This is a genomic window from Streptomyces sp. WAC04114 (genome assembly GCF_019733245.1).
GTDB lineage: Bacteria > Actinomycetota > Actinomycetes > Streptomycetales > Streptomycetaceae > Streptomyces > Streptomyces massasporeus_A.
This window is the reverse complement of sequence record NZ_JAIGQA010000153.1, coordinates 1-20,188: the sequence shown is the minus strand read 5'-3', so window position 1 is coordinate 20,188 and position 20,188 is coordinate 1. Positions and strand designations below refer to the sequence as shown.

Genomic DNA, 20,188 nt, shown 5'->3' with positions numbered 1-20,188 from the left:
CCCACCCATCGCCCCGGCCTCCGCCTCCAGCACATGCCGGGCCCGCAGCCGAGGCAGCCCCAGCCGGCCGGGCCGCATGGTGCGGACGGCGACGACGCGAAGGTGCCGATCGAGATAGGCGACGTCGATCGCCATGCGCATCCGAAAGGTGTGCACGCTGTTGGCGGGGGAGAGCAGGATCGCCCCATCGAGGGAGTCCCGCCCCAACAGCCCCCTGGTCCGGGCCCGGTAGGAGGTGGCGATCTCCAGCGGCACCCGGACGGACGCCTCCCCATCATCCCCGTGCACGACCAGCTCCCCACGCCCGTCCCGCCAACGCCGCCCCATCCGGGCCCCCTCCGACCGTGCCGCATGCCAGCGGCTCTCCGCCCCCGAAGGTATCCGCAGACATCAGCCCTCACATGGGCCCACAGACCCAGGCCCTTTGCTGGTTCCTGACTGAAACGCCGTACACGGCACCGCTGTTGGCGTTCGCCGAGCGTGCGTTATGCAACCGTTACGGCGTGAACCGGGCGACGAAACGCCAATTCCTCCCCATACGCCCCGCCGGTTGACAAGCTTCACCCTGGTGCGGTCCCACCCCGCTGTATAGCTTTGGTTCGCTCAAGAGAAGCCTCGCCTCTGACCGGGAGCCGAACCGTGAACCGCCGTCCCACCCTCCTCGCAGCGCTCACGCTGACCGCCGCTGCGGCCCTGACGCTGTCCGCGTGCGGGAGCGACGACAGCTCCGCGGGCAAGGACAACGACAAGATCGCGGGAGCCGACAACGGCGACAAGGCGTCGCCCTCGCCGAGTGAGAGCGAAGCAGCACCCGCCGGCCGACCGGCGATCACCTTCCCGTCCGACGCCAAGAACGTCTTCGAGTACGAGAAGACCGGCGACGCCGCCAAGGACGCGGTTCTCAAGGACAGCACGCTCAGTGTCAACTCCGTGGACGAGGCGATCCTCAAGGGGAACACCGACACCAAGGCCCTCGGCTTCTACAACGTGGGCAAGGCGCTGGAATCCTCGGTCTCATACGCCCAGCGGTACATCGACGGCGGCGACACTTGGATCGGGGAGACGCGCTACTTCAACTACAAGGTGAACCTCACCGGCCAGAAGAAGGCCTACGTCACCTACTGCTCCGATGAGAGCAAGTCCTACATCAAGAACCGGAAGACCAAGAAGGTCGACAGGTCGCCGGCGGATGCGGACTCCTACGTGCTGTACAACACCAGCCTCACCAAGAACGCCGATGGAGTCTGGCAGACGTCCAACATCGGCTCGGACAGGGGGAACAAGGCGTGCCAGCCGTAAGAAACTCGGCGAGAGTCATAACGGTCCTGACTCTGGTGTGCTGCTCTGTCTTCGCTGCCCAGACGGCTTTCGCCAAGCGCGACAAGTACGGGAACAACGGGGACAGCCGGCAGAGCGCCGACGCAGGCAAAGACGGCACCGTCTCCGTCACCGTGGGCGGCGTCGTCTTCGACCGTTCGAAGAACGGCAGCGGCAACTCCGCCGGCGCGCTCACGTCGACCACGTCCTGGTCCCCGCCCCCCTGCTGGTACGCCCCGAAGTACACCCCGGACCAGTTGAAGAAGTACCTCGAGCCGACCTGGGAGGCCGGTTCGACGGGCTACGAGTGGGACGCCGAACAGCGGGACCGGTACGTCAACGGACAGCCCTACAAGGACTTCAACAAGGACAAGACCGGCAAGGGCTACTTCTGGGACTCCTTCGTCAACAAGGACTTCCCCCCGGGCTGGGACTCCTGCGAGAAGCCCATCTTCTGGGTGGATCAGGGCGACCCGCCGCCGGCGAACATCAAGAACGCAGTCACGCCCAAGATCCTGTCCGAACTCGCCTACGCGGAAATCCGCGTCCCCAGCACGGAAGTCACCCTGGCACCCGCCGCACAGACCAAGGTCAACCTGCCGACCTGGGCCTGGCTGGACGCCGCCGACTTCAAGCCGGTCTCCGTCACCGCGTCCGTACCCGTGATCGGCATCAGTGCCACGGCGACCGCGACACCCAAGACGCTCCGCATCGAGCCGGGCACGAAGGACGCCGTTACCTACCCGGACTCAGGCGTGTGCGCGATCAACGACGGCCGCATCGGCGAGCCCTACGCCAAGGGCAAGGCGGACCGCACGCCACCCTGCGGAGTGAAGTACCTGCGCTCCTCAGGAGACGGCACCTACCCACTCCAGGCCACCGTCACCTGGGAGATCACCTGGACCGGCACCGGCGGCACCGGCGGCGACCTCCCCGACGGCACGTTCGGCGCCACCCAGGACGTGGTCGTCCAGGAGATCCAGGCCGTCAACCGCTGAGCGAGCATCGTATGCGGCCGGGCGGGACAGCCCCTCGTGAGGGGGCTGGCCCCCCGGCCGGTGCGCATCGCGTGTCGGCCGCGCCCCGGCCCGGGTAGGAAGAGGGGCATGACCCCCCTAGGCGCAGTCTTCCGCCCCCAACTCGCCCCCGAACGACTCCGATCCGTGGCCCGCCTCGCCGATGACGCCGGGCTCGATGAGCTCTGGCTCTGGGAGGACTGTTTCAGAGAGGGCGGTATCTCCACCGCCGCCGCTGCCCTCGCGTGGACCGAGCGGGTGCGGGTCGGGGTCGGGCTGTTGCCCGTGCCCCTGCGGAACGTGGCCATCACCGCCATGGAGGCCGCCTCGCTGCACCGGATGTTCCCCGGGCGGGCGATCCTCGGTGTGGGTCACGGCGTGCAGGACTGGATGGGGCAGGTCGGCGCCCGCGTCGAGTCGCCCGTCACCCTGCTGCGGGAGCATCTCCTCGCGCTGCGGGCCCTGCTGGCCGGCGAGCGGGTCACGGTCGACGGGCGGTACGTCAAGCTCGACGACGTCGCTCTCGACTGGCCGCCGGACGGCCCGCCCAGTGGCGTGCTGGCCGGGGCCACCGGGCCGCGGTCGCTGCGCCTCACCGGCGAGGCCGCCGACGGCACCATCCTGACCGCCGCCACCAACGCCGAGGGCGTGCGCAAGGCGCGGCAGCTCGTCGAGGAGGGGCGGGCGGCAGCCGGCCGTGGAGCCGGCGCCGGGCACCACCCCGTCGTGGTCTACCTGCTGACCGCCACCGGGCCCGACGCCGCCGCCCGGCTGCACGCGGAGCTCGTCGCCGAGGGGGCGGAGTCCGTACCGGACCTCGGGGTCGCCGGAGACGCCGGGGCGGTGGCCAAGGCCGTCGAGCGGCTGGTCGAGGCCGGGGCCGACAGCGTCGTCCTGCAACCGACGGCGGACGAACCCGACCCGGAGGGGTTCGTGCGGTTCGCGGCGGAAGAGGTGCGTCCGCTCGTTCCCTGAGGCCCGTTGTCAGTGGGCGCTGCCACACTTCCGGCATGAGCGATGACGACGCGGACGTGCGCCTGCGAGACGTGGTGGAAGCGGACCTCGAGCTCCTCCTTGCGTACGAGCACGATCCGGAAGCCGTTCGGCGGTCGAGGTTCACCCCTCGGCCGCGCGAGGCGTTCCTGCGGCACTGGAAGACCAACGTCCTCGGGGACGACACCGTCTTCGTGCAGGCCGTGACCGTCGGCGGTGAAGTCGCCGGCAGCATCGTCGCCTGGTGGGACGCGGACCGCCGCTTCCTCGGATACTGGCTCGGTCGCCCGTACTGGGGTCGCGGCATCGGCAGCCGTGCCCTCTCCCTCTTCCTGGAGCGGGAGCAGAACCGGCCCCTGCACGCGGACCCCGTCATCGACAACACCGGCTCCGTACGCCTCCTCGAGAAGCACGGTTTCCAGCGGACGGGCACCGTCCGGCACGGCGACAACGAACACGTCATGCTCGTCCTCGCGTAAGGAGCACCCCGGTGACGCACGCCCCGCACCACCACCACAACCCCCCGCACCCCCAGCATCGCTCACACCCCGTCACCTTCGAAGACCTCCTCGCCGAAGGAGCCTCCGTCCCCACAGAGGGCTGGGACTTCTCCTGGTTCGAAGGGCGGGCGACCGAAGCACGTCCCTCCTGGGGATACGCCGTGTCCATGTCCGAGCGGCTCGGCCGGGCGAGCGCGGTGCTCGACGTGCAGACCGGGGGAGGAGAGGTGCTGGACTTCGCCCTCGCCAGGGCCGCCGACACAGCCGCGGGCCAAGCCGCCACGCCCCCCGCCCCGAAGCCGCCCCTCGTCACGATCGCCACCGAAGGCTGGCCTCCCAACGTCGCCAAGGCCACCGCCCTGCTCCGTCCGCGCGGCGTCGCCGTCGTCGCCGCCGCCGAGGACGACCCGCTGCCCTTTGCCGACGGTGCCTTCGACCTGGTCGTCAGCCGTCATCCCGTCCGCCCGCACTGGGACGAGATCGCCCGCGTCCTCCAGCCCGGCGGGACGTACTTCGCCCAGCACGTCGGCCCGGCCAGCGTCTTCGAACTCGTCGAGTACTTTCTCGGGCCCCAGCCGGACGGCGTGCGCGGCGCCCGCCATCCCGACCGTGAGCGTGCCGACGCCGAGGCCGCCGGGCTCGACGTCGTCGATCTGCGGGCGGAGCGGCTGCGCGTGGAGTTCCATGACATTGGCGCGGTCGTGCACTTCCTGCGCAAGGTGGTCTGGATGGTCCCCGGCTTCACCGTCGAGGCCTACGAACAGCGGCTGCGAGAGCTGCACGAGCGCATCCGCACCGAGGGCCCCTTCGTCGCCCACAGCACCCGCCACCTCATCGAGGCACGCAAGCCGGACCGACGCCGCAGCCCGGACCAGCATCGCAAGCCGGACCGGCATCGCAAGCCGGACTGACACCGCAGACCGATCCCGGCCTATATGCCGACGTATGTCCCGGGACGGCCCAGGCCGCTCGTGCGTCACTGCTTTCACTCACTGCACTTGCGCATCTTCCGACGAGGGTTTTCACATCGTTATCGCTCACCGCTCGCCTCCGCGTCGCCGCTCACGTAGGTTCGGACCAGGGTAATTCGCGTGAGCAAAGCTGCGCGGGCGGTACCGCGCAGTGGAGGGGGCTGCGCGGTGCCATGGCCTCCGGCCGAGCCGGCGCACCGGCGATGTCGAGTCGGCAAAGCGGCGAATCGGACTCCGCGCCCGGCTGGTGACGGTCAAGCGGGCGTGCGCGGCCGGGTCACCCGTCGGGGGGATGCCGTGACATGTCACCCGACTGGGCCTCAAGGTGCGGCAAATCCCCCGGATCCCGCCTCCAGCCGCCCGATTCCCCAGCATATGCGCAGTGTTCCGGCCAGAAGCGAGCCCTGAACGAGGGCTTCCGTGGGCATCGCCGCGTTGCCGGACGGCTCCGGAGAGTAGTTGTGGCACGCCGATGCGCGCAGCATCACTTACGAAGGGTTATGGTGGAAACCCCCCCCTCGGGCCGGTCCGTCTCCCCCCCACGGACCGGCCCGTTTTTCTTGCTCCGCCGGGCGGCTCGAACCACCGGCCGGAACCGATCGTTCCGCCCCTCTTGGCGGCCCGGGGCCGCGGCGGGGGTAGGCTTCGCCCCCGGGGACTGCCATACGGGCAGGGACCGCCCGCGGCCAAGACCGGGCCGCACGCCGCGGCCTGTCCGATCCGTACGGAGGGGCTGACAATCACGTGAACCTGCGCGACAAGCTGCGCGGCCTGCTGGTCAGGCTGTACGCACGCCGGGTGGAAGGTCACCTGGACCACGCTCAGGTGCCCAAGCACATCGGCGTCATCATGGACGGCAACCGGCGCTGGGCGAAGGCCGCCGGTTCCAGCACCGTCGACGGTCACCGGGCCGGGGCCGGGAAGATCGAGGAGTTCCTCGGCTGGTGCACCGAGACCGACGTCGAGGTCGTCACGCTCTGGCTGTTGTCCACGGACAACTTCGACCGGCCGCAGGAAGAGCTCGTCCCCCTGCTCGGCATCATCGAGGACGTCGTCCGCACCCTGGCCGCCGACGGCCGCTGGCGCGTGCACCACGTCGGCACGCCCGACCTGCTGCCCTCCGCGATGCAGACGGTCCTCAAGGAGGCCGAGGAGACCACGGCGCACGTCGACGGGATAGTGGTCAACGTCGCCATCGGCTACGGCGGACGGCAGGAGATCGCCGACGCCGTGCGGTCGATGCTGCTCGACGCCCAGGAGAAGGGCACCTCGATGGAGGCGCTCGCCGAGGCCGTCGACACCGACATGATCGGGCGTCACCTCTACACGAGTCACCAGCCCGACCCCGACCTGGTGATCCGCACCAGCGGCGAGCAGCGGCTGTCCGGATTCATGCTCTGGCAGACCGCGCACTCCGAGTACTACTTCTGTGACGTGTTCTGGCCGGCGTTCCGCAAGGTCGACTTCCTGCGTGCCATGCGCGACTACGCGGCCCGCCACCGGCGCTACGGCGGCTGACCGCCCAGGGGGACACAGAACGTCCCACGTCGCAACACCTCCCGATACCCCGTTGAAGACGGGCGTAACACGGAAGTTCACCGGCTCGCCGTCATATGCCGTGGCATGGCGACGCTCGTTCGAGGGCATAACCCAGACAGGTCGACGCCCGAACCACGGGTGTCGGATCTCAGCGGACGGCACGGGGCCGTCCGCCCGGGAGGCCCTTTGCACCAGCCCGATCGTGCGGTCACAGCACGGACGAAGAGGCGGAGGGCCGGTTCTCGGCCCGCGCAGGGCGGCCGACGACCGGTCCAGCTCCATACCGTCGCTCCCCGACCTCATCCGAGGGGGTACGTCCTTCCGTGGTGACCAGCACAAAGCGCCACAAGCCCGACCGGCGCACCTATGTTCTCGACACCAGCGTCCTGCTGGCCGACCCGAACGCCCTGAACCGCTTCGACGAGCACGAGGTCGTGCTCCCCATCGTCGTGGTCACGGAACTGGAGGCCAAGCGGCACCATCCCGAACTCGGCTACTTCGCCCGGCAGGCCCTGCGCCTGCTCGACGAGTTCCGCGTCCGGCACGGTCGCCTCGACGCCCCCATCCCGATCGGGGATCTGGGCGGGACCGTCCGTGTCGAGCTCAACCACTCGGACCCCAGCGTGCTGCCCAGCGGGTACCGCCTGGGGGACAACGACTCCCGCATCCTCGCGGTCGCCCGCAATCTGCAGGCCGAGGGGTTCGACGTCACCGTCGTGTCCAAGGACCTCCCGCTCAGGATCAAGGCGTCCTCCGTCGGACTCCTCGCCGAGGAGTACCGCGCGGAGCTCGCCATCACGGACTCCTCCGGCTGGACCGGAATGTCCGAGCTGACCCTGCCCGGCGAGCAGGTGGACATCCTCTTCGAGGAAGGGCACGTCCACGTCCCCGAGGCCGCCGGCCTGCCGGTGCACACGGGCCTGATGATCCAGTCGGAGCGCGGCAAGGCACTCGGCCGGGTCACCCCGGACGGCAACATCCGTGTCGTGCGCGGGGATCGTGAGGTGTTCGGCATCAAGGGCCGCAGCGCCGAGCAGCGGATCGCGCTCGACCTGCTGCTCGACCCGGATGTCGGGATCGTGTCGATGGGCGGCCGGGCCGGTACCGGCAAGTCGGCGCTGGCGCTGTGCGCGGGCCTGGAGGCGGTGCTGGAGCGCCGTCAGCACCAGAAGGTGATGGTCTTCCGTCCGCTGTACGCGGTCGGCGGGCAGGAGCTGGGCTATCTGCCGGGCTCCGAGGCCGAGAAGATGAGCCCCTGGGCGCAGGCCGTGTTCGACACGCTGTCGGCGGTCACCAGCCGTGAGGTCATCGAGGAGGTCACCGCGCGCGGGATGCTGGAGGTCCTGCCGCTCACCCACATCCGCGGCCGCTCGCTGCACGACGCGTTCGTGATCGTGGACGAGGCCCAGTCGCTGGAAAGGAACGTACTTCTTACCGTTCTGTCCCGGATCGGGGCCAATTCACGGGTGGTTCTCACCCATGACGTGGCCCAGCGGGACAACCTCAGGGTCGGCCGGTACGACGGTGTCGTCGCCGTCGTCGAGAAACTGAAGGGTCATCCGCTCTTCGCGCACGTGACCCTGACGCGGTCCGAGAGGTCCCAGATCGCCGCTCTTGTGACCGAAATGCTCGAAGACGGGCAGATCTGACCGACTGCGCCAAGTCAGTTCGGTTATCCGATAGTTGGCGCCGTCCGGAAAAGGCGAAAAGCCTAGCCGGGCGGCGCCTTCGCATGTGGGCGCTTCTGTGAATCTCCCGCGTCAAACGGGATGTGAGCTTTCACACGCAACTCAGAATTGCCTTGCCCCGTCCGGTTACGGCAGAGTCTCACTCCTGTCAGGCCCCGCATACGACACACCTGTACCCCCAGCGGTACGGCACCACAAAAGCATCAGCATCAACTGCATAGCGATGTCGTATGCCGCCCGAGCTGTACACGGCGCTCCCCTCGGGGGAGTTGCCCACCGGGCCCGCGCCTCCCGTGACCCCGCAGTTGGGGAGGCCAGTGCCAGGGGCACGATTGCGTCCGCGAGGGTCACCGAAGCGGGCGATGCTGGAAGGAAACCGTGTGAGCCGGATCTCGGTCCGGGGATTCGCAGTGGCTTCGGCCACGGCGGTCACCGCTGTCGGAAGCGTCGTCGGCGTTGCCTCGGGCAGCACCGCGCAGAACAACGACGCGGAAGCGACGGCAACCGGCGCCACGCTGCTCGCGGACATCCCCGCGGGCCAGCAGGCCCAGGTACAGACCGCGTCGCTGACGCAGCAGGCCGACGCACAGGCCATCCAGGCGGACGCGAGCGCGAAGAAGGACGCCGAGGAGGCCGCCCGCAAGGCCGCCGCCGAGACGGCCATCGCCAAGAAGGAAGCCGCGAAGAAGGCTGCCGAGGCAGCGGCCAAGGAGCGCGCGGAGGTCAAGGAAGCCGCCGCCAGCCGCTCCAAGGACATCTCCGACTTCCCCGTCGCGACCTCCTACAGCATCGCCCAGCTCCAGGCGATGGCACGGCAGATGGTGCCGGCCGGTCAGTTCCAGTGCTTCAGCAACATCGTGGACCACGAGTCCGACTGGAACTACAAGGCGGTCAACCCCTCCTCCGGTGCCTACGGCATGTTCCAGGCGCTGCCCGGTTCCAAGATGTCGTCCGCCGGCGCCGACTGGCAGACCAACCCGGCCACCCAGATCAAGTGGGGCCTGAACTACATGAACGACCGCTACGGCAGCCCCTGTGAGGCCTGGTCGTTCTGGCAGGCCAACAACTGGTACTGAGCCGACCGGCCCACGGCCGATCCCGCCCTTCGCACGAGCCCCGCACCGCAGTCCGGTGCGGGGCTCGCGCCATGTACGGTCGGACGGACGACTCCCCGGGGGAGTGGTGCGCCAAGACGGGGGAAGAGGACGGATCATGTCGCGAGTGCCAGGGTGGCTCGGCCGGCTCGGTGCCGGGCTGACCGAGATGAGCGAGCGGTACAACGAACGCCGCGCCGAGGCCGAACGGGAGCGGGACGAACCGGACTCCCCGGTGCTCACCGAGGAACTCGTGCCGCCGCCCCCGGACTACGCACCCGATGTCGCCGCCCGCCCCGATCCCGCCCTTGCCGTGCCGTGGGCTGTGCGGGTCGCCGCCGAGGCGGGCTGGCGGCTCCTCGTCCTCGCGGGCACCCTGTGGGTGTTGATGCGCGTCATCAGCGCCGTCCAGCTCGTGGTGCTCTCGTTCGTCATCGCGCTGCTCATCACGGCGATGCTGCAGCCGACGGTGGCGCGACTGCGGCGCCACGGCGTGCCGCGCGGGCCGGCGACCGCCCTGACGGCCGTCCTCGGCTTCGTCGTCATCGGCCTCATCGGCTGGTTCGTGACCTGGCAGGTCATGGAGAACATCGACGACCTCTCCACCCAGATCCAGGACGGCATCGACGAGTTGCGGAACTGGCTGCTGAACAGCCCGTTCCACGTCACAGACAAGCAGATCAACGAGATCGCCAAGAACCTGCGTGAAGCGGTCGGGGCGAACACCGACCAGATCACCTCGGCGGGCCTGGAAGGCGTGACCGTCGTCGTCGAGGCGCTCACCGGGATCCTGCTGTCGGTCTTCTGCACCCTGTTCCTGCTCTACGACGGCAAGCGGATCTGGGAGTGGACGCTGAGGCTGGTCCCCGCGGCGGCGCGGCCGGGAGTGGCCGGGGCCGGTCCGGCGGCGTGGCGGACGCTGACCGGGTACGTGCGGGGCACGGTGATCGTCGCACTGATCGACGCGATCTTCATCGGTCTCGGCATCTACTTCCTCGATGTGCCGATGGCCGTGCCGCTGGCGGTGTTCGTCTTCCTGTTCGCGTTCATCCCGCTGGTGGGTGCGGTGGTGTCCGGGGCGCTGGCGGTGGTCGTCGCGCTGGTCACCCAGGGGGTGTTCACGGCCGTCATGACGCTGGTCGTGGTGCTGGCGGTGCAGCAGATCGAGGGGCACATCCTGCAGCCGTTCATCCTGGGGCGTGCCGTTCGGGTCCATCCGCTGGCGGTGGTGCTGTCGGTCGCGGCGGGCGCGATGGTGGCCGGGATCGGTGGTGCGGTGGTCGCCGTGCCGCTGGTGGCGGTGACGAACACGGTCGCCGGGTATCTGCGGTCGTACTCGCAGAAATCGGCACTACGGCATGCGGTGCGGCCGCGCGGAGCCACGGCGGTGAGCGCGGAACCCGGCCCGCAGACGCCGCCCCAGTAGCCGGGCGTCAGGAACGACAGCAGGGCCCCGTCCACCGGTCAGGTGGGCGGGGCCCTGCGATGCGAGGCGTGCGGCCGGGGATTATTCGGCCAGGACCGCCTCGGCGTCCAGCGTGACGCCGACCGCCTGGATCACGGAGGCGATCTTGAAGGCTTCCTGGACGACCTCGCGGTCGAGGCCCGCCTTGCGCAGGACCTGCTCGTGGGAGTCCAGGCACATGCCGCAGCCGTTGATGGCCGAGACGGCGAAGGACCACAGCTCGAAGTCGACCTTGTCGACGCCCGGGTTGCCGATGACGTTCATCCGCAGGCCCGCGCGCAGGGTGCCGTACTCGTGGTCCGACAGCAGGTGACGGGTGCGGTAGAAGACGTTGTTCATCGCCATCACCGCGGCGGCGGCCTTGGCGGCCGTGTACGCCTCGGGCGACAGGTTCGCCTTGGCCTCCGGCTCCAGCTCGCGCAGCACGATCGGGGAGCGCGAGGCGATGGCCGTCGACAGGACCGTGCCCCACAGCTGCTGGGCCGGCAGGTCGGAGTTGCCGATGACCGAGCCCAGGTTGAGCTTCAGGTCCTTGGCGTAGTCCGGTATGGCGGACTTCAGGGAGTCCAGCGACATGTCAGATCACTCCCCGGAGAGCAGCGCGACGGGGTCGAGGGTCTCGTCGCCCTTCGACCAGTTGCAGGGGCAGAGCTCGTCCGTCTGGAGCGCGTCCAGGACCCGGAGGACCTCCTTCGGGTTACGGCCGACCGAGCCCGCGGTCACCATGGAGAACTGGATCTCGTTGTTCTGGTCCACGATGAACACCGCGCGCTTGGCGAAGCCGTCCTCGCCCTCGATGCCGAGGTCGCGCATCAGCTCGTGCTTGGAGTCCGCCATCATCGGGAACGGCAGGTCGCGCAGGTCGTCGTGGTCCTTGCGCCAGGCGTGGTGGACGAACTCGGAGTCACCGGAGAAACCGAGGACCTGCGCGTCGCGGTCCGCGAACTCCTCGTTCAGCTTGCCGAAGGCGGCGATCTCGGTCGGGCACACGAAGGTGAAGTCCTTGGGCCACGCGAAGATGACCTTCCACTGACCCTCGTAGGTCTTGTGGTCGATCTGCTGGAACTCCTTGCCCTTCTCCAGCGAGACGCAGGCGGTCAGGTCGAACTCGGGGAACTTGTCACCGACGGTGAGCACACACACTCCTTGCAGCGAAGAAACTCCCGGATCGCGGGGGTTTCCCATGGGTTGGACTGTGTTGATGTTGGCACAGGCTGGATTGATTACGGAAATAGCTACACTCGGTCGGGTTGATCGGAGGTAGTTATCAGTGACTGTCGGTAATAAGCGCAGGCAGCCCAGCCTGGCCCAGCTCCGGGCGTTCGCCGCGGTGGCCGAACACCTTCATTTCCGGGACGCGGCAGCGGCGATCGGCATGAGCCAGCCCGCCCTCTCGGGCGCGGTGTCGGCCCTGGAGGAGACACTCGGAGTGACGCTGCTCGAGCGTACGACGCGCAAGGTGCTGCTCTCACCCGAGGGTGAGCGGATCGCCGTACGCGCCAAGGCGGTTCTCGGGGAGGTGGAGGCGCTCATGGAGGAGGCCGAGGCGGTCCGGGCGCCCTTCACCGGGGCGCTGCGGCTCGGCGTGATCCCGACGGTCGCGCCCTATCTGCTGCCGACGGTCCTGCGGCTCGTCCACGAGCGGTATCCGCACCTCGACCTCCAGGTGCACGAGGAGCAGACCGCCAGCCTCCTCGACGGCCTCGCCGGCGGCCGGCTCGACCTGCTGCTGCTCGCCGTACCCCTGGGTGTCCCGGGTGTCAGCGAACTGCCTTTGTTCGACGAGGACTTCGTGCTGGTCACGCCGCTGGACCACGGGCTCGGCGGGCGGGAGGGCATTCCGCGCCAGGCGCTGCGCGAGCTGAACCTGCTGCTGCTGGACGAGGGCCACTGCCTGCGCGACCAGGCCCTCGACATCTGCCGGGAAGCCGGCCGGGACGATGTGCCCGTCACTACGACCGCCGCGGGCCTGTCCACACTGGTGCAGCTCGTCGCGGGCGGGCTCGGCGTCACCCTGCTGCCGCGCACCGCCCTGAAGGTCGAGATCTCCCGCAGCAACCAGCTCCTCACCGGGTACTTCGCCGACCCGGCTCCCACCCGCCGGATCGCACTGGCGATGCGGATGGGGGCCGCGCGCGCCGCGGAGTACGAGGAACTGGCGGCCGCCCTGCGGCAGGCGCTGCGCCCGCTGCCCGTACGGGTCCTGGAGCAGGACACCTGACGACCCGTACGGGCGGTGCGTACCGACGCTGCGGCTTGCGTACCGCCGCTACTCGGTGCGCAGCCCGTCGGGCCGCATCAGCCTCAGCAGCGGAGGCAGGCTCAGCAGCGTCACCACCAGGACGACACCGGCGCCGATGCCGGTCATCGACAGCACACTCGGCCAGTCCACCCGGACCGCGGTGTTGGTCATCCGCAGCAGGACCGCGCCCAGGGCGATGCCCACCGTCGCGGCGAGCAGCAGGCCGAGACCGATGGGGATCGCCGTCTGCCACAGCACCGACAGGCCGAGGGTGCGGCGCCTGGTGCCGAAGGCGACCAGGGACGACAGCAGCTTGCGGCGTTCGCGCAGCTGCTCCAGCTGCGAGACGAGCAGGCTCGCCCCGATCAGCGCCAGCACGCAGGCGGAGCCGACGGACAGACCCGTACGGATGGCGGCGTAGCGGTCGTTGCTCTCGATGCTGTGCCAGGTCATGGGCTGAACCGCGGGGTCGAGCCGCGCGGCCGTGTTGCGCACCTGGTCGTAGGCGTCCGGCGCCGAGAGGTCCAGGCTCAGGAAGAGCCGCGCGGACGTGACCGCCGCCAGCTTCTCGGGCAGCGCGCCGGGCGTGACCAGGATGCCGCCGCGCTCGTACCCGGTGGGGTCCTCGCGGGTCTGGACCGGGCGGATGTCCTGCGGCACGGTCCAGGAGACCGGGCGCTCGTCCGGGCGGGCAGTCTCGCCGTCCGGTTCGCTCCACAGGATCGTGCCGGGCTTGGCCAGGTGGTCGCTGTCGCTGTCGTACTCCGAGCCCTTGGCCGCGAAGACGTCCCCGTCGCGGCAGGAGGGGAGCATGGCCACCTCGCGCAGCGACGCGCAGTCGGCCAGGGTGACCTGGGCGTAGGAGTCCTCGCCGCGCCGGTCGCGGAGATAGACGTCCGACAGGGCGGTGACCTTGCGCACGCCCTCGGTGTCCCGGTACTTCCCGATGACGGCCGAGGCGTCGGCGCCGTCCGGCACGTCCACGCTCATCTGGGCCCGGGAGACGTCGTACTGCGACGCACTCGTGTAGGTGCCGTCCACCCCGGCGAACAGCATCTGCAGCGCGATCGCCCCGGCCACCGCCACCGCGATGCCGTTGACCATCCGGGCCGCCGCGCCGCTGCTCAACTGGAGTCGGCGGACGGCCAGTTGCCAGGCGACCCCGCCCGAGCCGAGCCGGCCCACGACCGTCTCCACCACCCAGGGGAGCAGCGCTGTGACCCCGACCAGCAGGAGCATCACGCCGCCGACGACGAGGTACTGGTTGAAGTTCCCGCCCTCGTCGCCCTGCCCGATCATCGGGTAGAGCAGCGCGACGCCGCCCAGCGGCAGCAGCAGCCGCCACCACAGCCGGCGCCGCGAGGGCTTGGCCGTGCGCACCACGCCGAGGGGCTCGATGACCACCCCGCGCAGGGCGAGGATCGTCACCAGGACCGCCGCCGCCGGGACCGCCAGCGCGACCAGGACGGCCAGCACCGGGGAGGGGTTCAGATAGCTCGGGAACACGCTGACGTGGAACACCTCGGCGGAGGCCGCCAGTTCGCGTCCGAGCAGGAAGAACCCGGTGCCCAGGACGAGCCCCAGCACCGAGCCGGCGAGGGCCTCACCGGCGGCGATCCGCCGGGTCATCCGGCTGTCGGAGCCGACCAGTCGCAGTGCCGCCAGCCTGCGGTCACGCCGCTCGCCGCCGAACCGCACGGCCGCGGCGATGAACACGGCGACCGGCATCAGCAGCACCACGAAGACGACCAGGACCAGCAGGAGCAGCACCGGGTCCCAGGGGTCGGACGATGCGAGGTCGTCGTTGCCGAAGCCGTCGATCCGGGCGCCGCTCGCGGGGCCCTCCAACACCTTCGCCAGCCCCTTGCCGCCCGCGAAGTAGGCGAGTTCCTGCGAGCCGACCAGTCCCTGCTCGCCGATGGTGCCGGCGATGCGGTAGTCCAGCCGCTCCCGCAGCAGTTTGCCGTCGTCGGAGGCGAGCAGCTCCTTCAGGGCGGGGGAGACGATCATCTCGCCCGCCGCCGGGAACTGTGCGACCCCCGGCGGCAGCGGAGCCCGCGGGCCCTCCGGCTCCAGCAGCCTGCCGCGCACGTCCAGGTCCCGGAATGTGGTGTCCGCGTCCACGACCAACAGCGTGTCGTCGGCCTTCGGTATCTCCTGCTGGCCGAACGTGTGGTCGCTGCGCGCCTCCTCGCGCCGGTCCCGCTCCGCCAACGCGTTCGGGATGGCGGTGGTGAGCAGCAGCAGCGCCACCCCGAGCCCGACACCGACGGCCGTGAGCAGCGACCGTGTCCACCCCTCGCGCCCGCCGGCGAGGGCGAACCGGGCCCCCATGGCGAGGTCCCGGCTCCACTGCCCGATGCTCATACGACGCGCTCCATGTCACGGGACTTGCCGTCCCGTACGACGATCTCGCGATCGGAGTACGCGGCCACCCGCGCCTCGTGCGTGACGAGCACCACGGCCGCGTTGGCGGACCGGGCGGCGTCCGTCAGCAGCTCCATCACCCGCTCGCCGTTGAAGGAGTCGAGCGCCCCGGTCGGCTCGTCGGCGAAGACGACCCGCGGGTTGGTCACCAGCGACCGCGCGACCGCGACCCGCTGCCCCTGACCACCGGACACCTCGCCGGGCCGCTTCTTGCGGAGGTCGTCGACCTCCAGCCGTTCCATCCACGCCAGCGCGGCCCGCTCGGCCTCCTTGCGGGACGACCCGTTCAGCCGCAGCGGCAGCGCGACGTTCTCCACACAGGTCAGTTCCGGTACGAGCTGACCGAACTGGAACACGAACCCGAACTCCGAGCGCCTCAGCGCACTGCGCTCGGCGTCGCTCATCGAGGTCACCTCGCGCCCGTTGTACATGATCGAGCCCGAGTCGGGCATGACGATCCCGGCGAGGCAGTGCAGCAGCGTCGACTTGCCCGACCCGGACGGGCCCATCACGGCGACGACCTCGCCCGGGTGGATGGAGAACTCGGCCCCGTCGAGCGCGGTCGTCGGCCCGTAGGCCTTGCGCAGGTCCTGGGCGGTGAGGAGCGAACCAGCGGGAATCGTCACCGGGTCACCGCCTCACGGAGCTTCTCCAGACGCGCCGCGGTCAGCTCCAGCCAGCGCAGGTCCGCCTCCAGGTGGAACAGCGCGTGGTCGCAGATGAGCTGGTCGGCCAGGTCGCCCTTGCGCTTGCGGTCGGTGAGGATCCGCATGCTGCGCAGGTGCTCCGAGCGCTGGGTGTCGAGGATGTCACCGGCGTCGCGGTGGGTGAGCAGCGCGAGGACGATCTTGGTGTAGAGGGTCGACTGGAGGTACGGCTCCGGCTTCTCGGGCGTGGCGAGCCAGCGCGCGACATCGGTGATGCCGGCCTCGGTGATCGCGTACCGCTTGCGCTCGGGACCGCCGCCCGCCTCGATGCCGTCGACTTCGACGAGCCCGTGCTTCAGCAGCCGGGACATCGTCGAGTAGACCTGGCCGTAGTGGAGGGGCCGGTCGTGACCGAACTTCTCGTCGAAGGCCCGCTTCAGGTCGTAACCGTGGCGCGGGCCGGACTCCAGGAGCCCCAGGAGAGTGTGACCGATGGACATGCCCAGGACTGTACATGGGGTGTATACGCTAAGTGTATACGCCGGGTGTGCAGCTCATGGCGGGCGGTACGGCCGCGCAGGTCGGGACGGGTTGTCACGGTTCCGCAACAGCCGTGGCGCCCGTGCGGTCAGGCCGGGGGCGGACCGGGGGCGGAACCTCCGGTGGGCCCGGCAGGTCCGGGGGGTCGCCCGCGCCGGGGCAGCGGCCCCGTGTCCCGCGGCAGGCGCCCCGCCTCCGCCAGCGCCTTGCGCAGCAGGAACTCGATCTGCGCGTTGGCCGACCGCAGTTCGTCCCCGGCCCACCGCGCGAGCGCCTCGTACACCGCCGGGTCCAGCCGCAGCAGCACCTGCTTGCGCTGCTGCTGCGGCCGGCGCTGCGGGCCCGGACCTTCGCCGGGGACCGTCACTGGTAGAGGGACCCGGTGTTGAGGACCGGCTGCGCGGCCCGGTCACCGCACAGCACCACCATCAGGTTGGAGACCATGGCCGCCTTCCGCTCGGAGTCCAGCTCCACGATGTCCCGCTCGGTGATCCGGGCGATCGCGGCCTCCACCATGCCCACCGCGCCGTCCACGATCTGCCGACGCGCCGCGACCACCGCTCCGGCCTGCTGCCGCTGGAGCATCGCCGAGGCGATCTCGGGGGCGTAGGCGAGGTGCGTGAAGCGGGACTCGATGATCTGCACCCCGGCCGCCTCCACGCGCGCGTGCAGTTCGACGGCGAGCTTCTCGGTGATCTCCTCGGCGTTGCCGCGCAGCGAGAGGCCGTCCTCCTCGTGGGCGTCGTAGGGGTACTCGATGGCGATGTGCCGCACGGCCGCCTCGGTCTGGGTGGAGACGAACTCGATGTAGTCGTCGACCTCGAAGGTGGCCTGGGCGGTGTCCTCGACGCGCCACACCACCACCGCGGCGAGCTCGATCGGGTTGCCGTAGGCGTCGTTGACCTTGAGGACCGCGGTCTCGTGGTTACGGACGCGGGTCGAGATCTTCGTGCGGGAGGTGAAGGGATTCACCCAGCGCAGGCCGTCCTGGCGGATCGTGCCGCGGTAACGGCCGAAGAGCTGGACGACGCGGGCCTCGCCCGGCGCCACCATGTTCAGCCCGCACATCGCGAGGAACGCCGCGAGGGCCACCAGGATGCCGCCGATGATCAGCCCGGCCTTCGCGCCGGCCCCGTCCACCGAGGTGGCGGTCACGATCAGCCCGGCGCCTGCCAGCAGCCCGAGCAGTCCGAGCAGCAGCGCGAGCCCGCCGCCGATGCTCTGCGCGGTGAACTCCCGCACCCGTGGCGCCGGCATCTCGGGCACATCGGCGGTGACCTGCGTGTCGTGTGTGGACATGGGTGGTCCCCCGTTCTTCCGTCGAAGCCACTCCTGCATAGCTTCCGTCTAGCTAAGTGATATCACTTTTCCGTGCTCTGGCAACCCTGCGGGTGTCTCGTACGTCGGTTCCGGTGGGATGGGTGCTGATTGTCACGTCCGCAAAGGACCGGATCGGCAGCCCTATCTCTTATCTCCCGGTGTTAGCTTTCTGAGCTGACCTGAGCGGCGAACCTGTGTGACATGTGAGCACACATGAACGAAGCGGAGCAGATCGGACTCATGGGACGAGCGGAAGAGAGACGCGCCCGACAGCGCGGTGGGCGCCGGGCGGCACCCCAGAGCCACCGTTCGTCGGCCGCGGCCGGGAAGAGCGGCATACGCAGGCTCTTCACCTGGAAGAAGATTCTGGGCACCTTCCTCGGCCTGTGCCTGCTGGGCATGGGCGCCTTCATCGTGCTGTACATGGTGATCGACATCCCCGAGGGGAACGCCGACGCCAAGCGGCAGAGCAACATCTACAAGTACAGCGACGGCTCGATCATGGCCCGCGACGGCAAGGTCAACCGCGAGAACGTCGATCTGTCCCGGGTCCCGAAGGAGGTGCGGATGACGTTCGTCGCGGCCGAGAACAAGACCTTCTTCAAGGACGCCGGCGTCGACTTCAAGGGCACCGCCCGGGGTCTGTTCAACACGGTCTCCGGCCGGGGCGCGCAGGGCGGTTCGACGATCACCCAGCAGTACGTCAAGAACTATTACCTGACGCAGGAACAGACCGTCTCGCGCAAGCTGAAGGAACTGGTCATCTCGCTGAAGCTGGACCGGGAGAAGTCCAAGGACTACATCCTCGCCGGCTACATCAACACCAGCTACTACGGCCGCAACGCCTACGGCATCCAGGCCGCCGCCCAGGCCTACTACGGCAAGGACGCCGAGAAGCTCACCGTCGCGCAGGGCGCCTACCTCGCCGCGCTGCTCCAGGCCCCCAGTCAGTACGACTGGGCCGTCGCCTCGGAGAACGGCAAGAAGCTGGTGAAGGCGCGCTGGAACTACGTCCTGGACAACATGGTCGAAGAGGGCTGGCTGAGCGCCTCCGAGCGGGCCGGGACGAAGTTCCCGGTGCCCGAGGAGCCCAAGCCCGCCCCCGGCATGGAGGGCCAGAAGGGCTACCTGGTCAACGCGGCCAACTCGGCGCTGGAGAAGCAGCTCGTCGCCGACGGCACCGCCGACAGCGCCAAGCAGGCCGAGGCTCTGGTCAACGCCGGCGGCTGGACCCTGACGCTCAACATCGACAAGAAGAAGCAGGCGGCGCTGGAGAAGTCCGTCCGGCGGCAGCTGATCAGCAAGCTCGACCCCGACAAGCGCAAGGTCGACGCGGACGTCCAGGCCGGTGCCGCGTCCGTGAACCCGAAGACCGGCGCGGTGGTCGCGATGTACGGCGGCGAGGACTACTTCAAGCACTACATGAACAACGCCACCCGCGCCGACTACCAGCCCGCCTCCACCTTCAAGCCGGTCATCCTGGCCGCGGCCCTGGAGGCGCGGGCGACGACGCAGAGCGGCAAACCGATCACCGCGAACACGATCTACGACGGCACCAGCAAGCGCCAGGTCGTGGAGGACGGCACCAAGGTCGGCTTCGCCCCCGAGAACGAGGACGACAAGAACTACGGCCCGATCTCCGTCCAGACGGCGATGAACAAGTCCGTCAACTCCGTCTTCGCGCAGATGGGCGTCGACGTCGGCATGTCCGAGGTGGTCAAGGTCGCCGGCAAGCTCGGCATGGACACCGAGAACATGGAGGCCGTGCCCGCGCAGACCCTGGGCAGCATGGGCGCGAGCCCCCTGCAGATGGCCGGTGTCTACGCGACCCTCGACAACCACGGCAAAAAGGTCACCCCGGCCCTCGTGAAGTCGGCGGAGCACCTGAACCAGAACGTCACCATGCCCGACCCGGTCGGCGACCAGGTCATCAGCCGCGAGGCCGCCGACTCGGTCACCTCGGTGCTGACCGGCGTGGTCGACGACGGCACCGCCCGCAAGGCCGTGGCCGAGAACCCCGGCCGCAACGGCCAGCAGGTCGCGGGCAAGACCGGTACGTCCGACAACAACAAGTCGGCCTGGTTCACCGGTTACACGCCCGGCCTGGTCACCTCGGTCGGCCTGTTCGGCGAGGACGCCAAGACCCACGCCCAGGTCCCGATGTATAAGGCGGGCGGCGAGCCCCGCGTCAACGGCGGCGGGTTCCCGGCGCAGATCTGGTCGGCGTACACCTTCGGTGTGATGGGCGACGTCGACGAGTTCGACCTGGAGACCCAGCAGGGCGCCGCCGTCGAGCCGACCTGGACGCCGACGCCCTCGCAGTCGCCGACCGAGGAGCCGTCGCAGGAGCCCACGACGGAGGAGCCGTCGTCGTCCCCGCCGCCGACGACGGAGAAGCCCTCCTCGTCCCCGCCTCCGTCACCCGGCGG

19 protein-coding genes are annotated in these 20,188 nt (G+C 69.7%); 11 read left to right on the top strand and 8 right to left on the bottom strand.

The annotated features are described in order from the left end of the window. A partial coding sequence (locus tag K4G64_RS30005; RefSeq protein WP_221759096.1) for a DUF192 domain-containing protein occupies positions 1-327 on the bottom strand: 327 nt, incomplete at its 3' end. 312 nt (positions 328-639) lie between these two features. Between K4G64_RS30005 and K4G64_RS30000 the strand changes: the two genes are divergently transcribed. From K4G64_RS30000 to K4G64_RS29960, 9 genes are all read left to right on the top strand, one after another. Next, positions 640-1,299 carry a hypothetical protein gene (locus tag K4G64_RS30000; protein ID WP_221759095.1) on the top strand — a complete coding sequence of 220 codons (660 nt, stop codon included), beginning with the start codon at positions 640-642 and terminating at the stop codon, positions 1,297-1,299. Continuing rightward, positions 1,287-2,315 carry a hypothetical protein gene (locus K4G64_RS29995; RefSeq protein ID WP_221759094.1) on the top strand — a complete coding sequence of 343 codons (1,029 nt, stop codon included), beginning with the start codon at positions 1,287-1,289 and terminating at the stop codon, positions 2,313-2,315. Before K4G64_RS30000 ends, K4G64_RS29995 begins: the two co-directional genes overlap by 13 nt. Positions 2,316-2,423: 108 nt before the next feature. Next, positions 2,424-3,308: an LLM class flavin-dependent oxidoreductase gene (locus tag K4G64_RS29990; protein ID WP_221759093.1), complete on the top strand. Its 885-nt coding sequence runs from the start codon at positions 2,424-2,426 to the stop codon at positions 3,306-3,308. Positions 3,309-3,343: 35 nt separating this feature from the next. Further along, positions 3,344-3,805 carry a GNAT family N-acetyltransferase gene (locus tag K4G64_RS29985; protein ID WP_221759092.1) on the top strand — a complete coding sequence of 154 codons (462 nt, stop codon included), beginning with the start codon at positions 3,344-3,346 and terminating at the stop codon, positions 3,803-3,805. 11 nt (positions 3,806-3,816) lie between these two features. After that, entirely contained in the window at positions 3,817-4,737 is a 921-nt protein-coding gene (locus K4G64_RS29980) for a methyltransferase domain-containing protein (protein ID WP_221759091.1), read from the top strand. Between the two features lie 804 nt (positions 4,738-5,541). Beyond that, entirely contained in the window at positions 5,542-6,315 is a 774-nt protein-coding gene (locus K4G64_RS29975; protein ID WP_031103025.1) for an isoprenyl transferase, read from the top strand. A gap of 344 nt (positions 6,316-6,659) precedes the next feature. After that, positions 6,660-7,985, top strand: coding sequence for a PhoH family protein (locus K4G64_RS29970; RefSeq protein WP_184908897.1), 1,326 nt, complete (start codon positions 6,660-6,662; stop codon positions 7,983-7,985). A 419-nt stretch (positions 7,986-8,404) separates the two neighbouring features. Next, positions 8,405-9,100 (top strand): transglycosylase SLT domain-containing protein, encoded by a 696-nt coding sequence (locus K4G64_RS29965; RefSeq protein ID WP_308122527.1) that lies wholly within the window; start codon positions 8,405-8,407, stop codon positions 9,098-9,100. 136 nt (positions 9,101-9,236) lie between these two features. Beyond that, the gene (locus K4G64_RS29960; RefSeq protein WP_221759089.1) at positions 9,237-10,544 is read left to right on the top strand and encodes an AI-2E family transporter; all 1,308 of its coding nucleotides are present in this window, start codon (positions 9,237-9,239) and stop codon (positions 10,542-10,544) included. Between the two features lie 81 nt (positions 10,545-10,625). On the opposite strand, the gene K4G64_RS29955 is transcribed toward K4G64_RS29960, so the two are convergent. Together K4G64_RS29955 and K4G64_RS29950 are read right to left on the bottom strand one after the other, a co-directional pair. Next, positions 10,626-11,159 (bottom strand): alkyl hydroperoxide reductase, encoded by a 534-nt coding sequence (locus K4G64_RS29955; protein WP_221759088.1) that lies wholly within the window; start codon positions 11,157-11,159, stop codon positions 10,626-10,628. Positions 11,160-11,165: 6 nt separating this feature from the next. After that, the gene (locus K4G64_RS29950) at positions 11,166-11,720 is read right to left on the bottom strand and encodes a peroxiredoxin (protein WP_030842656.1); all 555 of its coding nucleotides are present in this window, start codon (positions 11,718-11,720) and stop codon (positions 11,166-11,168) included. A gap of 133 nt (positions 11,721-11,853) precedes the next feature. On the opposite strand from K4G64_RS29950, the gene K4G64_RS29945 reads away from it, so the two are divergent. Then, complete coding sequence (locus tag K4G64_RS29945) at positions 11,854-12,804, top strand: LysR substrate-binding domain-containing protein (RefSeq protein ID WP_221759087.1); 951 nt, start codon at positions 11,854-11,856, stop codon at positions 12,802-12,804. Between the two features lie 48 nt (positions 12,805-12,852). Here the strand turns inward: K4G64_RS29945 and K4G64_RS29940 are convergent, their stop codons facing one another. From K4G64_RS29940 to K4G64_RS29920, 5 genes are all read right to left on the bottom strand, one after another. Continuing rightward, entirely contained in the window at positions 12,853-15,192 is a 2,340-nt protein-coding gene (locus K4G64_RS29940) for an ABC transporter permease (protein WP_221759086.1), read from the bottom strand. Next, the gene (locus K4G64_RS29935; RefSeq protein WP_221759085.1) at positions 15,189-15,878 is read right to left on the bottom strand and encodes an ABC transporter ATP-binding protein; all 690 of its coding nucleotides are present in this window, start codon (positions 15,876-15,878) and stop codon (positions 15,189-15,191) included. Before K4G64_RS29935 ends, K4G64_RS29940 begins: the two co-directional genes overlap by 4 nt. Next, entirely contained in the window at positions 15,875-16,399 is a 525-nt protein-coding gene (locus K4G64_RS29930) for a PadR family transcriptional regulator (RefSeq protein WP_221759084.1), read from the bottom strand. Before K4G64_RS29930 ends, K4G64_RS29935 begins: the two co-directional genes overlap by 4 nt. Positions 16,400-16,527: 128 nt before the next feature. Further along, on the bottom strand, positions 16,528-16,806 hold the full coding sequence (locus tag K4G64_RS29925) for a hypothetical protein (RefSeq protein WP_221759083.1): 279 nt from the start codon (positions 16,804-16,806) through the stop codon (positions 16,528-16,530). Continuing rightward, positions 16,803-17,738 (bottom strand): SPFH domain-containing protein, encoded by a 936-nt coding sequence (locus K4G64_RS29920; protein WP_221759082.1) that lies wholly within the window; start codon positions 17,736-17,738, stop codon positions 16,803-16,805. The genes K4G64_RS29925 and K4G64_RS29920 overlap by 4 nt, the downstream gene beginning before the upstream one ends. A 261-nt stretch (positions 17,739-17,999) precedes the next feature. On the opposite strand from K4G64_RS29920, the gene K4G64_RS29915 reads away from it, so the two are divergent. Beyond that, the coding region (locus tag K4G64_RS29915) for a transglycosylase domain-containing protein (RefSeq protein WP_221759081.1) at positions 18,000-20,188 on the top strand (2,189 nt) is incomplete at its 3' end.

Excerpts from the sequence above, each read along its gene's own strand:
- K4G64_RS29990 (WP_221759093.1), top strand. The coding sequence starts at position 2,424 with ATGACCCCCCTAGGCGCAGTCTTCCGCCCCCAACTCGCCCCCGAACGA.
- K4G64_RS29930 (WP_221759084.1), bottom strand. The coding sequence starts at position 16,399 with ATGTCCATCGGTCACACTCTCCTGGGGCTCCTGGAGTCCGGCCCGCGC.
- K4G64_RS29940 (WP_221759086.1), bottom strand. The coding sequence starts at position 15,192 with ATGAGCATCGGGCAGTGGAGCCGGGACCTCGCCATGGGGGCCCGGTTC.
- K4G64_RS29985 (WP_221759092.1), top strand. The coding sequence starts at position 3,344 with ATGAGCGATGACGACGCGGACGTGCGCCTGCGAGACGTGGTGGAAGCG.
- K4G64_RS29955 (WP_221759088.1), bottom strand. The coding sequence starts at position 11,159 with ATGTCGCTGGACTCCCTGAAGTCCGCCATACCGGACTACGCCAAGGAC.
- K4G64_RS29960 (WP_221759089.1), top strand. The coding sequence starts at position 9,237 with ATGTCGCGAGTGCCAGGGTGGCTCGGCCGGCTCGGTGCCGGGCTGACC.
- K4G64_RS29920 (WP_221759082.1), bottom strand. The coding sequence starts at position 17,738 with ATGTCCACACACGACACGCAGGTCACCGCCGATGTGCCCGAGATGCCG.